The organism is Paenibacillus sp. J22P277 (assembly GCF_059383675.1).
In genome coordinates, this window is the sequence record NZ_JBXENS010000011.1 from 182,328 (window position 1) to 196,636 (window position 14,309).

Below are 14,309 nucleotides of genomic sequence, written 5' to 3' on the forward strand. Positions count from 1 at the left end.
CTACACCTCCACTTTCCGACTCGTTTTCGCGCGGGCGGCAAGCTTTCCCGCGAAGCTCTTCATAATGCCCAGCAGGTAAGCAAACTCCGCGGAACGGTGAAACACGATGATGTAGAGCAAATTGACGACGGCAAAAGCAATCGCCCCTTTTGCGATCAAATGCATGAAGTCGGGTGCCGGGAGCAAGCCGCTGATGGAATCCGCCGCAAAAAAAGCGCCTAAGGCAACCAATCCGTAATAGGCGTATTTGCGATAATGATCGATGACCGACAGCTTGAACACTTTTTTGTAAACCAGGTACGGCGTTGTCCAGAACGGCAGCACGAGCGCGCTGGCCAGCGAACCGACGAAGACGCCGGCGATGCCGATCTCGCGGACCAGGATGATCGAGATCGCCAAGTTGACGGCCGCTTGTCCCAGCGGAACGAAGCGGTCTTCATGAAAAATCCCGGCGGTCGTTTTCACCGTGGAGATGGAATTGCGCATGCCCCGTTCGATGAACAGCAGCATCAGCAGCGCGAGCACGCCGCCGGACATCAAGTACTGGGCGCCGATCCAGAGCCGGATAAAAGGCTCGATCAGGATATACAGCAGGATCGTGAAGAGCGAGTACAGCCAGAAGCTGAGCAGGAGCATGACCTTGTAGACCTGATAGATCTTGTCCCCGCTTTCTTTCGACACCAGATTGCCCACGCTGTGATAGAGATTGTTGAACACCTGATTGATGAACGTCCTGCCGATCTCGATGAGCATCTTGTAGTTGGAATACAAGCCCACCGCGATGACGCTGACGAACGCCGAAATCAAAATATTTTCCGTTCCGAGCACCAGGTAGCCGCCGATATTTTGCAATACGATCGCTTTGACGTTCTTGATGATCCCCTGCTTGGTCTCGGGATCCAGCAGCCCCTTCACCTTCCGCTTCAAGAACGGATACATCTTATTGGCAACGACCGTAAGGATGTAGGAGGTCGTCAGCGTGATCGCGCTGTCGATAATCAGGAACAGGATGTAGTTTTTGGTCATGTACAGGATGGCGATTTTGATGCATGTCGAGACGATCGACGAGACCGAGAAAGCCAGCGTGACGATGTACCCTTTCTGGCTGACGTTCAGGAAGGAGTTCTTGTACGAAAACAAGTACGGCGTCACGGTATTCAGCAGAAACACGAGGTAGATGATCGTCAGATGCGGCACGTCGGCACCCTTTACGACATCGTCCAGAAACGGCAGGAGCGACAAGCCGAGCAGCGTCACGATCAGCGCGATGATCTGGTACGCCCGGCGATAAAGCTTCATCAGTTTATTGATGCGGTCGATATCGTTGTCCGCTACCGGCTTGTACAGGCTGTACACGATGCTCGAGCCGATGCCCGCCTCGGCAAGCGTCAGCATCGATAATATATTGGTGAACAACCCGTTGACCCCGAGATATTCCATGCCGAGGCTGTTGATGAATACGGTTCTGGAAACAAAGCTCAATATCGTAATGACGAGCTGATTGCCGACTCCTGCCGCAATGTTGATGAGCGAGCTCTTGACCCTCATGGTTATCCCCTATCTGCCGTACCTACATCGCCTTTGCGCTGCTATAGGCGTTCATTAATCGGATGCATAGGCCCTGCGTGAAGGGCAGCCGCGTGAACAGCATCGCGTACACCCCGATGTCCTTCGTATCGCCTTGCGAGAAATCGACGGTGCCGTCTCTTCTCGTGACGCTCATGAGATACCGGATCGCCTTCTCCGCGCCCTGCCGGCATTCTTCCGCGATCTCGCCGATCGCCGAGGCTTCCCATAGGAACCAGCCGAGCGCAGCCGTTGCCGAAGCATCGGCGCGCGCTTCCTTCCGCGTGACCGTCCAGTTCCAATTGCCTTGCTCGCCCTGAAAGGCAAGCGCCGCCCGCGCGAACTTGACCACCGTCGGCGTCAGTTCGGACTTGGCCGCGTGACCGGCAGGCAGCTCCTGCCATGCCCCCATCAGCCCTAACGCGAACCAGCCCAGGCCGCGTCCCCAGCCGTAGAGCCCGAGCGGAACGCCGCTTCCGGCATGATAGGCATGACTGGGGATAAAATGCCCTTCCAGCATGCCCGCTTTCGCATAGGCTTGAATTTGTCGGACGGCCAGCGAGACGCATTCCGGTTTGTCGTACTTCAAGCCGTACGCCACCAGGAACGGGCATATGAACCCGACGGTATCCACGTACCGGTAATCCTTCACGGCGCGGCGGTACAGGACGGTGCCGTCCTCGCCGATCAACGATTGGATCAGCGCCCACATATCGTCCATGGCCGGCTTGAACCGTTCCGATTCCTCGGCCGCCGCGGACTTCAACACGGCATAAGCCAACATGACGCTTTCCACGTATTGCGGGGCAAGCTTCCAACGGCCCGCGGCGTCGATGCGGGCATCCACGTACGTCTCGATCGCCTGCCTCGCCGAAGCATCTCCGCTAGCGGCCGCATAGTCGTTCAATCCAAGCAGCAGCGAAGCTTCCTGCCAGTGCTGGATGGCGCTTTTCGTATAATTGCCCTTCAGCATGTCGAGCGCGACCAGCCTTGTGTTATCCGTGACTTTCGTTTTGGGCGCATGGTTCAACCAGCCGATCCCGACGCGCGTGATTCGCTCGCTCCAGGTCTTCGTATCCGAATACCGGCCGATGCGTATCCGGCTTTGCCACTCCGCCAGGCTCGGCACGGCGTCGATCAGCGCGACGACGAGGATTATCGCCAGGAGCAATCCGCCCAGTATGTAAGCAACCATTTCGCTACCTCCTAACCGATCCATTGATACAACCGTTCGATCTCCTGCTCCGTTCCGAGCTCTTCGTCTTGCAAATGGCGTACGAACGCCTCGCGCAGGGCGGGACTGTCGATCAGCCGCTTCACGCCTTCGCAGATCGCGGCCGGATCCTTGGCGACGATCAAGCCGTTCCGTTCCTGGACCAACTGATCGTACGCAGCCTCGAAATCCGTCGACACGATGGGCTTATGCAGGATTTTGGCTTCCGTAAGCGTTAGGCAGCGCCCTTCGTATAAGGAGCTCTGCACGTAAATATCGCAGTGACGGATATACGGATAGGGATTATCCATGACGCCGGGCAGAAAAACATGATGCTGCAGGTTATGCTGCGCGATCAGCTGCTCCAGACGCGACCTTTCCGACCCTTCGCCGACGATGTGCCATTTCACGTTATACCCGGCCCGGACAAGCAAGGCGCAAGCCCGAACGGACAGTTCGAAGCCTTTCGCCCGCTCCAGCCGGCCTACGGATACGATCGTCACCGCTTCGTCCGTCAGCACGCCCGGCCGGGGACCGGCCATGTCGCGGATAATCGGCGGGGATACGATATTTTGCATCAGAACCGTTCTATTCCTGTACTCCGGGAACCTCCGCTTCAGCGTATCGACGCTCGCCTCGGATACGGAGACCAGATAATCGAGCCGTCCGAAATACCGGCGGTCGATAGCCGCGTCCATGTCCATCCTGTCGTAATCCGTATGGATAAAGCCGAGCTTCTTCTTGGCGTTCACCTTGTCGATCACGTAATAAACCGGGGCCTTCTCGAGGTAGCCGATCGCCGCATCGTAGGTCCCTTGCAGACGAGGCAGGGTCGATGCGATGTGCTTCCAAGCTTTCTGCTCGCTTCTGGCGCCGTTCTTTTCGGTCTTGAACACGATGCCGGCCCCGATCCGGGCGCGCGCAAGATCCAGCCTCCCGGCTCTTACGCTCGAGAAGACCGCCTGCTTGATCGGCTGCCGGAAGCAGTCGAACTCCGGTATTCCGTCCAGCAGGCGCACCTGCGGCGGCAGTTGATCCAACAGATCGCCTTCCTGCTTGAACAGGAGCACGTCTACCTCGTATCGGGCGTAGTCCATCGTTTGCAGCAGCGACAACAGCGATTTCTCCGCCCCGCCGCAGTACAGATCGTTCATGACGAACAGCAATTTTTTCTTCACTTCCGTACCACCCTATGCCAGAAGCTTGTACAGCTTCTCGATTTCATCTTCCGTGCCGGTCATATGCCGTGCCAGATGCCCGCACAGCTTCGCCGTCAACTCCCGGTCCAGCATCAGCTTCTCGATGCCGTTCGCGACGGCCCTCGCCTCCATCGGCACGATCAGGCCGTCCACGCCGTCCGTGATCTGATCCTTGGCCGTCGGGAAATTGGTGACGACGATGGGCTTGCTCAGGATTTTCGCTTCGTCGATCGCGATGGATTTCCCCTCGAACCGCGATGGCTGCACGTAGATATCCGCCTGCTGCAGGTAAGGATACGGATTGGAACGCAAGCCGAGCAGCCGGAAATGCGCCTGCAGCCCGCTTTCCGCGATGGCCGCCTCCAGGCCGGCGCGTTCCTCGCCTTCGCCGATAATGTTCCATTGGACGTGATAGCCGCGCGCCACCAACTCCTTGCACGCATCGATCGCCAGCGCGAAATTTTTCTGGTAGTGGAGCCGGCCGATGGACAGCACGACAAGTTCTTCTCCCCTTCGGGCGAATACGTCCGGCTCGCTTTCCCCGGCCATACGGCGGATAACCGCGGGCGAGATGATGTTGTGGATGACGTGCAGCTTATTCCCGTGCTGGGGGAATACCTTGCGAAGGATATGGCCGCATTCCTCCGACACCGTCACGATCGAGTCCAACCGGCGGAAATAGGCGTCGTCGATACCCGAATCCATGCCCATCTCCTCGTAATCCACATGGACCCAGCCGACCTTCTTGTCCGCTTGGACTTTATCGATGCAAAAGTAAGTCGAGGACTTCTCCAGAAAGCCGATCGCCGCGTCATAGCGGCCGGGCAATCGCTCGAAGGCTTTGGAGAGATGCACCCAGTTGCGCTGCTCCCGGACCGAGACGTTGTCGGCGTACCGATTGCGCAGGCTGTACATGGCGCGGTGGAAGGCCAGCGACAGCTTGCCGCCCGCTAGCAATTTGGCCACGGAACGCACCATCGTCATCGTGAACACGCGGTATGCGGCGGGCACCGGCACGATGCGGACCTGCGGCGGCACGAAGGCCTTGAACAGGCCTTCCGGGTGAAACATGAACAGGTCGACGTCATAAGCGGCATAATCGATTTGCGCGAGCAAATTGACGAGGCTGCGCTCCCCGCCGCCCGAAGTCAGACTCGGAATCACGAACAGTAGCTTCTTTTTCATGCCCGCCTCACGCCAACTCCTGCAAGTATTCGGCGGCCTGCCGGGACAGCTTCTGGATTCTCGGGACCGCCTGGCGCAGCGCCGCCGCCAAAGCTTGCTCTTCCGCGAGCATCTCTTTGAACTTGCCGATCAGCTTCGGTCCGTCGCCGATCTCGTGAATGCCGAGCACGAGCTTCTGCTCGCCGAACAGATCGAGCGCGATCCCTTTGGATTTCACGCTGTAGCCGAGCACCATGGTCGGCACGAAATTGGAGTACGCGGCGATGGTCGCGTGCGTCCGCGCCCCGATGAAAAACCGCATCCGCGCGATATAGCCCTTGTATTGAATCGCCGTCAGATCGCCCGGAATCAGCAGGACGCGTCCCGTATGCTTGTAAGCTTCGTAGAACTTCTCCAACAGCTCGAAGTCGTTGTTCCCGTTCTGGATCACGTGCGGGGTCAAGGCGATCGTCATGTCGGTCTCCGCCAGGATATGCGCGATCAAATCCTTGACCGCGGCTTGGGATTCCTTATTGCGTTCCCACACCAGCGGACTGAAGTTAAGTCCGACCGTGTTGCCTTCCTGCCAGCCCTCCGGCAGCGGAAGCTCTTCCTTCTCCATGGTGAACGCGGAGTCCGCGCATAGCTTCACGTTCGTCAGTCCCTTGCCGCGCAGCATGTCGTAGGTGAGCGTCTCGCGCGCCAAGATGAGGTCGAACAGCTTCAAATCCTCGAGCTTCCGCGCAGACATGTCCTCCTCGCCGATCGAGCAGCCCCAGAGCACGAGCTTCTTGCCCTTGCTCTTCACGCTGCGGTCGATCTCGTACCAGCCCGGCTGTTCGCCGTAGCAGTAATTGTCGCCGCCGATCGAGAGGTACACGTCCATATCGTCGATATGCTTGATGACGTTGCGGTGAATCCTGCGAAGCGCGTACGATTCGTCCTTGAAAAGCTTTACTTTCACGGCGGACACGAGCCAGTCGTAGGAATACTTCGCCAGAGGAACCGCGGCGCCGTCGTGAATGCCGTCGAGCGTCCGAATGACTTGATCCGTCTCCGGCCTGTCGGATGCCAGATGCACCTGCGCGCCTTTGATCTGCCCCTTGATGAGATCGGTCGAAGCGCGAACGATCGCTTCGCAGCCCCGGTTCAAGCTTCCTCCGTGGGCGAACATCATGATTTTCATAATCCTATCCCTCCGCTTGCTTATTTCTGTATCTGCTGTACAGGGTCGCTAGAAACAACCCTGCCGTGAACCGCCGCCGCAGCAGGACGACAAGCCATTTCTGATACCGGTTCGGCGCGGGACGAGCCTGCTCGTACACTTGCAATGCTTCCCGGACCTGCTTGCTGCGAACGACGCCTCTCAGGTAGGCGTACCGCTTGCCCAGTCCGACATTCGCGGACGGCGCAAAATAAAGATGCACGATCGACATCACGGTATGGATCAGCCGCACCGATTTCCATTCGACGATCCGCTCGCCCGCCACCCTGTCGGCAAATTGCTCCGGCAACCGCGTCTCGAACACCTCGACGGCCCGCTTGAAATAATCCTGATCCACGATATTCCGCGTGGCGCTGCCCGCGGTTTCCTTATAGTAGTAACCGGTATAATCCACGTACTTGATCGCCTCGGCCGCGCCGAAAAACAGAAGATTGAAATGCCCGTCTTCGCCGAGCGCGACCTTCTCGGGAAACGCGATCCCGCGCGAGACGATCATCGAACGCTTGTACAGCTTGTTCCAAACGGAATGCAGGTCGTCCGCCTGGATGAGGTAAGGGAGCAGTTCGTCGCGAATGCACGCTTCGCCCAGAAGCTTGCCCGCCGGAAAGGGGAACCGCGTCACCCTGCGATGGACGCCGATCTCGCTCTCGTAATTCGAGAACACCACGTCGCACCGATCGCGCACGGCCGCTTCGTAAAGCGTGGCGAACATGTCGGGCGCCACGGTGTCGTCGGCATCGACGAATCCGATATAGTCGCCCGTCGCGGCGGCCAGTCCCGCGTTTCTGGCCGCGCTCACGCCTTGATTGGCCTGATTGATCAACGCGACTCTGTCGTCCCGCGCAGCGAATCCTTGGAGGATCAGCTCGCTCCGGTCGACCGAACCGTCGTTGACGAAGATGAACTCGCACGCGTCCAGCGTCTGGGCCAGCAGCGACTCCACGCACGGCACGAGGAAGCGCTCGGCATTGTAGACCGGGATGACGATGCTGACTTTATTTGGCATGGGCGGCTCCTTCCTTCTTCCGTTCGAAGCAGGCGTACAGCTTCTCCAGCTCGCCGCCGTTCCGATAATCCGTCAGTGCGCATTTCGCGGCCAGCCGCGTCCGGTACGCATCGTCGAGGTACAAGCGTTCGATGCCCGCCGCGATGCCTGCCGCGGACAGCTCGGCGATATGCCCGTCCACGCCGTCCTGCACCTGGCTCGCCGCTGTCGGATAATTCGTGATCAGCACCGGCTTGCCCAGGATCTGCGCTTCGACGACCGTGACGGCTTTGCCCTCGTAACGCGACGGCTGCACGTAGAGATCGCCGGCCGCCATGTAAGGGTAGGGGTTGGTCTGCTTGCCCAGCAAAATAAAACTGTCCTGCAGTCCGTATTCCGCGATCAAGCCGCGAATCATCGCCTCGTCCCCGCCGTAGCCGACTACGTACCAGGCGATATCCCGATGTCCGCCGTCCCGCAGCAGCTTCATGGCCCGAACGGCATTGTCGATTCCTTTGGCGCTCGAGAACCGGGCCACCGTAATCAGCTTGAAACGACTGTCCCGCAGCATCGGATTCGGGGCTTCCTCGGCCGCCATGCGGGAGATGAAGTCCGGCGAAATGAGATTCTCGATCACCGTAACCTTGCCGCGGAGCGAACCGTACTTGACCAGGAACGATTCCTTGCAGGCCTCCGACACGGCAACGATCCGGTCGTACTTGTCCCAAATCGCCGCATCGAGCGCCGGGTCCGTTTCCACCGTGGAATAATCCGTATGGATCCAGGCGATCTTCGTCTTCGCCCGTACCTTCTCGGCTACGTAATCATGCGGCCAGAGGTAGCTGATCGCGGCGTCGTACTCGCGTTCCATCCGGGGCAGGAACGGCAGCGCATAGCGCCATATCAATTGCATCTGGTAATAGCCCGGCTCCTTGCTGCGCTTGCGGTACCCGATGAAGGCCGCATGCAGCTTCGCCAGTACCCGGCCGGCACCGATCATGAGCTGCCCGCTCCTCACAATCCGCGAGATGGATTCGCGCATCGTGGCGTATGCCGGTTGCTCGGGCAGCAGCCTGGCCTGGCGGTTCAGCAGTCCCATGAACTCGCCCTGGTGCCGGTAGAGCATCAGATCGACCTCGTGGCGGCCGTAATCGAATTGGTCGAGCATGCCGGCCAAGCTGCGTTCGACGCCGCCGATCTCCATATCGTAAGAAGCGATCAGGATCGTTTTCATTTCCATGCACCTGCCATCTTTCTCCAGCTCCATAAAAACGGGCGAAGCGGAACGTATAGAAAATGCAGCGGCTTCGGCAGCGGAAGCGTCTCCGCATCCTCGGGGTACGGGAATAGGAAGCTCAGCCGGAACAGCAGCCGCTGCCTGCGCGTCAGCAGCGCGTACAGATGCCGCTTGTGGTAGCGTTCGACGTCCGCGGGAAGCGGCGGATCATGAAGATTAAGCATGCGACCGACGTAAAAAAGCGCGGCTTCGGCGAGTTCCCGCGGCCTCGGCGCGGCCGTCAACGCTTCGAGCTCCCGCGCGGTCTCCGCCCCCAGCAGCTCGGCTGCCAGCACGAGCGCTTGACCGCCCGTATGCGATTGGCGGTGCTCCCGCAGCCTGTTGAGCAGACCGATCGCATCGGGATGCTGTTTCATCAGCATCTTGATGTCGAGCAGCCAGCGCAGCCTCGACCAGCCGTGCCTCGCTCCATGCGACGCCAAGAACAGGAATAAATCCTCGCTGCCCAAATAATAAGCGGGCTGCCCTGTCAACAGGCTGACTCTTCTGCGAGTCCACAGCGTTTCGAAATCGGGATCGCTCGACGGCGCCGGATTCAGCCGCCAATGAAGCTCGACCTTGATGCCCTTCTGCGGATGCGAGAAGGTGATATGATGATGGCGCCATTTCCAATCGCCCAGCACGCTGTGAATATAGTCGTCCTTGACATAACCGAGCGTGACAAGCAGCGATTCGGCCCGATATAATTCCGGTAAGGGGATCAGGAAGTCCAGGTCGCCGCAGGTACGAAGCGAGATGTCGCCGTACAGCTCCTTCGCGATGACCGGTCCCTTCAAATTAAGGATGCGGATGTCCGCCTCGGCGAACCGGCGGCCGAGATGATCGATCTCGCCGCTCAATTGCAGCATGCGGAGGGCGTTCTGACGGTAATCGCGCTGAAGCGCGCGAACGACGCCAGCCGGCATCTCCTCGATCGGACGGGCTTGAATGATCGCATGCAGGTAAGGATCCACGCGGTGATGCCTGGCGAGCGCGATAAACGAACGCCAATCCGTATCGCGAAGCAGATGACGGCCGTTCGCCGCAAATCCGTCCTTGTTTTCGGTTTTCAGCAAAGCGAGAAGCAGCTGCATCTCCTGCGGGAATGCTGCCGTATTGAGAGTCGATCGATCGCGCATAGGTTTCTCCTTCATCAAGCCCAACGAACAAATTTCAAAATATTGTTCTATTTAACGAACGGTTACGTACAGCGTAACACCCCGAACGGAGCATTGTCAATTAAGAATGCTGGAACGGCCGCGGGCCGAATCGCCCGTTTCCGCAAAACCGCCAGCCCATGAACAGGAGAGCCGCGAACTATGGAAAACATCGTGATTTTCGGTGCCGGCGGACATGCCAAAACGGTCATCGACGTCATTGAAAAAGAGGGCCGGTACCGCATTGCCGGCATACTGGATAATCATAAAGCGCCCGGAACGGGCTTCTACGGCTACGAGGTGCTCGGCGACGAATCCTATCTCTCAGCGAACGGCGCGGACATCCTCGGAGGCTTCGCGGCCATCGGCGACAATTGGACGCGCGCGAAGGTCGTCCGATCGATTCTGGCTATCCGCCCGTCCTTCTCGTTCGTCACCGCCGTTCATCCGCAAGCCGCCGTCGCGCGAGGGGCCGAGATCGGCGCCGGTACCGTGCTGATGGCGGGAGCCGTCGTCAACAGCGATGCGCATATCGGCGAGCACGTCATCCTCTATACCAACGCTTCCGTCGATCATGACAGCCGCGTCGGCGATTTCGTGAATTTCGCGCCGAACTCGGCTGCCGGCGGCCAAGTCCGGATCGGCAGCTACAGCACCGTATCCTTAGGCGCCAGCGTCATCCACTCCGTGACGATCGGCGAGCATGTCGTCGTCGGCGCCGGCGCCGTCGTGTTGTCGGATATCGCCGACTGCAGCATCGCCTACGGCTCCCCCGCGAGAACCGTCCGCAAACGCGAAATCGGCGAACGCTATTTATAGCGTCCGCCGATTGTTCGTCTTCGCTTCGTTACCCTGCCGCGATCGCCATCGCCTGCCGCATGCAGTCGACCACCCGCTCCTGGTCCGCGGGCGTCATGCCGGAACCCGAGGGCAGGCAGAGGCCGGAAGCGAACAGCGCATCCGACACGCTTTCGTCCTCCTGATGCGGATAATACAGCGCGCCGTCGAACAACGGCTGACGATGCAGCGGCTTCCATACGGGACGCGCTTCGATATTCGCTTCCGCCAAGGAGGAGAGCAGCTCCGATGCACGGATGCCCGCCTTCCGTTCATCCACCGTCAGCGCCGTCAACCACCGATTCGATGTCGTGTTCGCAAGCTCCGGCATAAAGGAAAACCCCTCGATATCCTTGAAGGCCTGCTTGTAGCGCTCGAAGATCGCTCTCCTGGCCGCCACCCGTTCATTCAACACCTGAAGCTGCGCCCGCCCGACGCCCGCCAGCAGATTGCTCATGCGATAATTGTATCCCAGGTGGCTGTGCTGATAATGCGGTGCCGCATCGCGCGCCTGCGTTGCCAGGAATCTCGCCTGCTTCAACGCTTCCTCGTCGTTGGAGATCAACATGCCGCCGCCGGAAGTCGTAATGATTTTATTGCCGTTGAACGAGTAAATGCCGAATTTTCCGAACGAACCGCTGGAAATGCCGCCGTACGTGGAGCCCAGCGATTCCGCGGCGTCCTCGATTACCGGCACGCCGCATTGGCTGCAGAGCGAGGCGATCTCGGCCATTTTGGCGCTTTGCCCGTACAAATGGACGACGATCAGCGCTTTCGGCATTTTTCCCGCCTTCTCCGCTTCCTCCAGCGCCCGCCGCAGCGCGTACGGGGACATATTCCAGCTGTCCGGCTCCGAATCGATGAAGACCGGCTCGGCCCCTTCGTACAGGATCGGATTGGCGCTGGCCACGAACGTTAAACTCGAGCAAAAGACGCGGTCGCCCTTGCCGACTCCGAGCAGACGCAGCGCCAAGTGGATCGCCGCGGTGCCGGAGCTGAGCGCGACCGCGCCCTTGACGCCCGCATACGCCGCGACCTCGGCCTCGAACGCGTCCACGTTCGGTCCGAGCGGGGCAATCCAATTGCTCGCGAAAGCCTCCTGCACGTACTGCTGTTCGCGTCCGCTCATATGCGGCGCCGATAAATAAATGCGTTCTTGAGCTGCTGTCACTGGAATCATCCTCTGCTTTCATGATCGCCGCCGGCCGTCCCCCGGAAGACCGGCATCGTCATATGTTCTCCGTTGCTGATACCCTGCGGCTTGACGACCCGCATGAACGTCATGGCCAAGATGCGCATATCGAGCGCGAAGCTTCTGTTATCGACGTACCACGTATCCAATCGAAATTTCTCTTCCCACGATATCGCGTTCCGCCCGTTGACCTGCGCCCAGCCCGTGATGCCCGGACGGACTTCATGCCGCCTCGCCTGTTCCGGGCTGTACAACGGCAAGTAATCCATCAGCAGCGGCCGCGGTCCGACCAAGCTGATGTCGCCTCTGACCACGTTCCACAGCTGCGGCAGCTCGTCCAGGCTGAACTTGCGCAGCGCGGAGCCGAAAGCCGTCAATCGGACGTGATCCGGCAGCAAGCGGCCCTCCGCGTCCCGTTCGTCCGTCATCGACCTGAATTTATACACGTGGAAAGGCTTCCCGTGCAGTCCGGGACGCCGCTGCGTGAATACGACGGGCGATCCGAGCTTGGCGCGCACCAGGATTGCCGTGACCAGCATAATAGGCGACACCGCGATCAGCAGGGGAATCGCGACCGCCAGATCGAATAATCGTTTCATCCCTTGCCCCCCTAGGAGAAAATTTTTCGCAGCCTGGCGATATTCGCCGGCCCGATCAAGCGGCTTGCCGTCCGTTTGACATGCCCGCGAAACCGGACCTTCGCCGGCAGCCAAGACTGCGCGAAGTGATGGATCGTATAGCTGTCGGCCGTGCGGTAGATGCCGCCGTTGATGTAATCGTAAGGACTGAAGAAGACGCGCGGGTAGAAGGTCACGCCGTTGCCGAGCTCCTGGTATTCGCCGTTCAGGCGCAGTCCGTGCCGCTTGCAGATCTGACTGATCACGGCGGTATTGGTCGTCGTATCGAGGCTGCCGTCCGAAAGCAGGAAACGCCGATCGGCGTAATGGGCCAAGAGTTCCTTGATCCACGGATGCCCCGGCACCGCCCCCATCGTGCCGGACTGCAGGAAGGTCTCGTCCTCGAAGCCCGAGAAGGCCTCGTGATTCAGAAACCGGTCAAGCGATTGGACGACCTCGACGTCCGTATCCAAATAAATGCCGCCGAATCGATCGAGCGCGTGCAGCCGCACGTAATCGCTCACGAAGGCGTATTTCTTGGCGTCGTACGCTTCCTTGACGTACCGGTTGGCCGCGATATCGAAATTGTCTTCGTTCCATTCCATGATCTCGTAGCCGTCCAGGTGTTTCGGCCAGCTCTTCATGCAGGTTCGGATTTTCTTGGGCTTCTCCCCCCGCCCGAACCAGCAGTAGTGGACGATGCGGGGAATTTTTGCGCCAGCGGCCATGATAATTCTCCTTTAACTAAACCAATTCAAATAGTCGCTTCCGTATTGGAGGCCTAAAGTCAGGACGTTCTCGTAGAAGAAGAACAGCAGATAGAAGACCAGCACCAGACCGTAAACCAGCTTTTGGTCCTTCTGACGGAATACTTTGATGATCCATGCGATCAAGACGATCTGATAAAGCGAGAAATAAATCGCGATACGCGCGAAAATCCAGTTTTGCGTCGAGATGATCATGATGACGACCCCGATGATGGACAAATTGACGAGGACGTCGATCGCGGGAAACTCGGACCGCAGCTTATCCCGTCCCAAGTAGGCGAGCACGAGCGGCGCGGCGCTGACGATGACCCGGATGATGTTGGCCCCGCCCTCGGAGAAATTCTGGTATTCCCCGTACTGGGTATCCTTGAGCGCGGAGAACAACACGCTCGAGAACTGGTTGAAACCGAGCACGATCAGAATCGCGAGCAGCAGCAACCCATAGGTGACGGCGGTCCACGCCTTGCGGCGGACGATAAAATACATCGGGATCATCACGAGCGCGCTCTGGTGGAAGAACGAAGCGAACAGCACGAGCGCCATGTATTTCTTCCAGCTGCCTTTGAAGATGTACGTCGTCGCGGCGAACACGATCGCGGCGGCCAAATACTGCCGGATCCCGTTCATGGACACGACGAACGCGCCCGATGCGATATAGACGAACAAGCTAAGCTCGAATAGGCGCGAATACTTGTACAAGCCGATCACGATCAACGCGTTCGTCAGCAGCGCCGTCACGAAAATCAGCAGCTGCGGATCGTTCGAGATCAGCTTGAGCAGGTACTGGAACACGTTGAAGCCGATATCCTTCTGGTCTTTGTAGATCGCAAGCAGGAAATCGGTCGTTTCGTAGCTATGCATGTAGAAATACGTATCGCCGATATTGTTTCGCAAGCCCGCTACCGCGACGAGGCAGCCCGCCGCCAGAACGGCCATCAGTTTGTTCGGCGCGACGGAAGACGGAATGCTTCGCGACGCCGCGGAAAAGTAACGGGCCGTCAAGCCGAGCATGAAGACGGCCGCCAAGGTAAGCCATAGCATAGTCATAGGTCGTAGCGTCGTTCCTTTCTGCCGGCGGCCGCGTAACCGCGCGCTTCCACCCGTTTCGATT

At 59.0% G+C, this 14,309-nt stretch carries 13 protein-coding genes; 1 reads left to right on the plus strand and 12 read right to left on the minus strand.

Annotation, left to right across the window (positions count from 1 at the left end; translation table 11 throughout):
* Genes AC50YL_RS32840 through AC50YL_RS32875 form a run of 8 tightly spaced genes read right to left on the minus strand, consistent with a single transcriptional unit; the run spans nucleotide 1 to nucleotide 9,767 of the window.
* A complete protein-coding gene (locus AC50YL_RS32840) occupies nucleotides 1–1,548 on the minus strand; it encodes a lipopolysaccharide biosynthesis protein (RefSeq protein ID WP_494837600.1) in 1,548 nt (515 codons plus the stop codon).
* A 22-nt stretch (nucleotides 1,549–1,570) separates the two neighbouring features.
* Entirely contained in the window at nucleotides 1,571–2,761 is a 1,191-nt protein-coding gene (locus tag AC50YL_RS32845) for a glycoside hydrolase family 88 protein (RefSeq protein ID WP_494837601.1), read from the minus strand.
* 11 nt (nucleotides 2,762–2,772) lie between these two features.
* Nucleotides 2,773–3,957 (minus strand): glycosyltransferase, encoded by a 1,185-nt coding sequence (locus AC50YL_RS32850; RefSeq protein ID WP_494837602.1) that lies wholly within the window; start codon nucleotides 3,955–3,957, stop codon nucleotides 2,773–2,775.
* Between the two features lie 12 nt (nucleotides 3,958–3,969).
* Nucleotides 3,970–5,163: a glycosyltransferase gene (locus AC50YL_RS32855; protein WP_494837603.1), complete on the minus strand. Its 1,194-nt coding sequence runs from the start codon at nucleotides 5,161–5,163 to the stop codon at nucleotides 3,970–3,972.
* Nucleotides 5,164–5,170: 7 nt separating this feature from the next.
* Nucleotides 5,171–6,328, minus strand: a complete 1,158-nt coding sequence (locus AC50YL_RS32860) for a polysaccharide pyruvyl transferase family protein (protein ID WP_494837604.1) — start codon at nucleotides 6,326–6,328, stop codon at nucleotides 5,171–5,173.
* A gap of 4 nt (nucleotides 6,329–6,332) precedes the next feature.
* Entirely contained in the window at nucleotides 6,333–7,373 is a 1,041-nt protein-coding gene (locus AC50YL_RS32865; protein ID WP_494837605.1) for a glycosyltransferase, read from the minus strand.
* Entirely contained in the window at nucleotides 7,363–8,586 is a 1,224-nt protein-coding gene (locus AC50YL_RS32870) for a glycosyltransferase (RefSeq protein ID WP_494837635.1), read from the minus strand. Before AC50YL_RS32870 ends, AC50YL_RS32865 begins: the two co-directional genes overlap by 11 nt.
* The gene (locus tag AC50YL_RS32875; protein ID WP_494837606.1) at nucleotides 8,583–9,767 is read right to left on the minus strand and encodes a nucleotidyltransferase domain-containing protein; all 1,185 of its coding nucleotides are present in this window, start codon (nucleotides 9,765–9,767) and stop codon (nucleotides 8,583–8,585) included. Before AC50YL_RS32875 ends, AC50YL_RS32870 begins: the two co-directional genes overlap by 4 nt.
* Before the next feature lie 180 nt (nucleotides 9,768–9,947).
* Here AC50YL_RS32875 and AC50YL_RS32880 point away from each other — a divergent pair, with 180 nt between their 5' ends.
* Nucleotides 9,948–10,604 (plus strand): acetyltransferase, encoded by a 657-nt coding sequence (locus AC50YL_RS32880; RefSeq protein ID WP_494837607.1) that lies wholly within the window; start codon nucleotides 9,948–9,950, stop codon nucleotides 10,602–10,604.
* Between the two features lie 28 nt (nucleotides 10,605–10,632).
* Here AC50YL_RS32880 and AC50YL_RS32885 read toward each other — a convergent pair whose 3' ends face one another.
* Genes AC50YL_RS32885 through AC50YL_RS32900 form a run of 4 tightly spaced genes read right to left on the minus strand, consistent with a single transcriptional unit; the run spans nucleotide 10,633 to nucleotide 14,245 of the window.
* Entirely contained in the window at nucleotides 10,633–11,793 is a 1,161-nt protein-coding gene (locus AC50YL_RS32885) for an aminotransferase class I/II-fold pyridoxal phosphate-dependent enzyme (protein ID WP_494837608.1), read from the minus strand.
* Between the two features lie 5 nt (nucleotides 11,794–11,798).
* Nucleotides 11,799–12,413 (minus strand): sugar transferase, encoded by a 615-nt coding sequence (locus tag AC50YL_RS32890; protein ID WP_494837609.1) that lies wholly within the window; start codon nucleotides 12,411–12,413, stop codon nucleotides 11,799–11,801.
* A gap of 11 nt (nucleotides 12,414–12,424) precedes the next feature.
* Nucleotides 12,425–13,159, minus strand: a complete 735-nt coding sequence (locus AC50YL_RS32895; protein WP_494837610.1) for a glycosyltransferase family 32 protein — start codon at nucleotides 13,157–13,159, stop codon at nucleotides 12,425–12,427.
* A gap of 12 nt (nucleotides 13,160–13,171) precedes the next feature.
* Complete coding sequence (locus AC50YL_RS32900; RefSeq protein WP_494837611.1) at nucleotides 13,172–14,245, minus strand: EpsG family protein; 1,074 nt, start codon at nucleotides 14,243–14,245, stop codon at nucleotides 13,172–13,174.
* Between the last annotated feature and the right edge of the window lie 64 nt (nucleotides 14,246–14,309).

Bases quoted from the DNA above. Each gene is read 5' to 3' on its own strand.
- AC50YL_RS32840 (WP_494837600.1), bottom strand. From the start codon at position 1,548: ATGAGGGTCAAGAGCTCGCTCATCAACATTGCGGCAGGAGTCGGCAAT.
- AC50YL_RS32845 (WP_494837601.1), bottom strand. From the start codon at position 2,761: ATGGTTGCTTACATACTGGGCGGATTGCTCCTGGCGATAATCCTCGTC.
- AC50YL_RS32855 (WP_494837603.1), bottom strand. From the start codon at position 5,163: ATGAAAAAGAAGCTACTGTTCGTGATTCCGAGTCTGACTTCGGGCGGC.
- AC50YL_RS32860 (WP_494837604.1), bottom strand. From the start codon at position 6,328: ATGAAAATCATGATGTTCGCCCACGGAGGAAGCTTGAACCGGGGCTGC.
- AC50YL_RS32865 (WP_494837605.1), bottom strand. From the start codon at position 7,373: ATGCCAAATAAAGTCAGCATCGTCATCCCGGTCTACAATGCCGAGCGC.
- AC50YL_RS32870 (WP_494837635.1), bottom strand. From the start codon at position 8,586: ATGAAAACGATCCTGATCGCTTCTTACGATATGGAGATCGGCGGCGTC.
- AC50YL_RS32875 (WP_494837606.1), bottom strand. From the start codon at position 9,767: ATGCGCGATCGATCGACTCTCAATACGGCAGCATTCCCGCAGGAGATG.
- AC50YL_RS32880 (WP_494837607.1), top strand. From the start codon at position 9,948: ATGGAAAACATCGTGATTTTCGGTGCCGGCGGACATGCCAAAACGGTC.
- AC50YL_RS32890 (WP_494837609.1), bottom strand. From the start codon at position 12,413: ATGAAACGATTATTCGATCTGGCGGTCGCGATTCCCCTGCTGATCGCG.
- AC50YL_RS32895 (WP_494837610.1), bottom strand. From the start codon at position 13,159: ATGGCCGCTGGCGCAAAAATTCCCCGCATCGTCCACTACTGCTGGTTC.
- AC50YL_RS32900 (WP_494837611.1), bottom strand. From the start codon at position 14,245: ATGACTATGCTATGGCTTACCTTGGCGGCCGTCTTCATGCTCGGCTTG.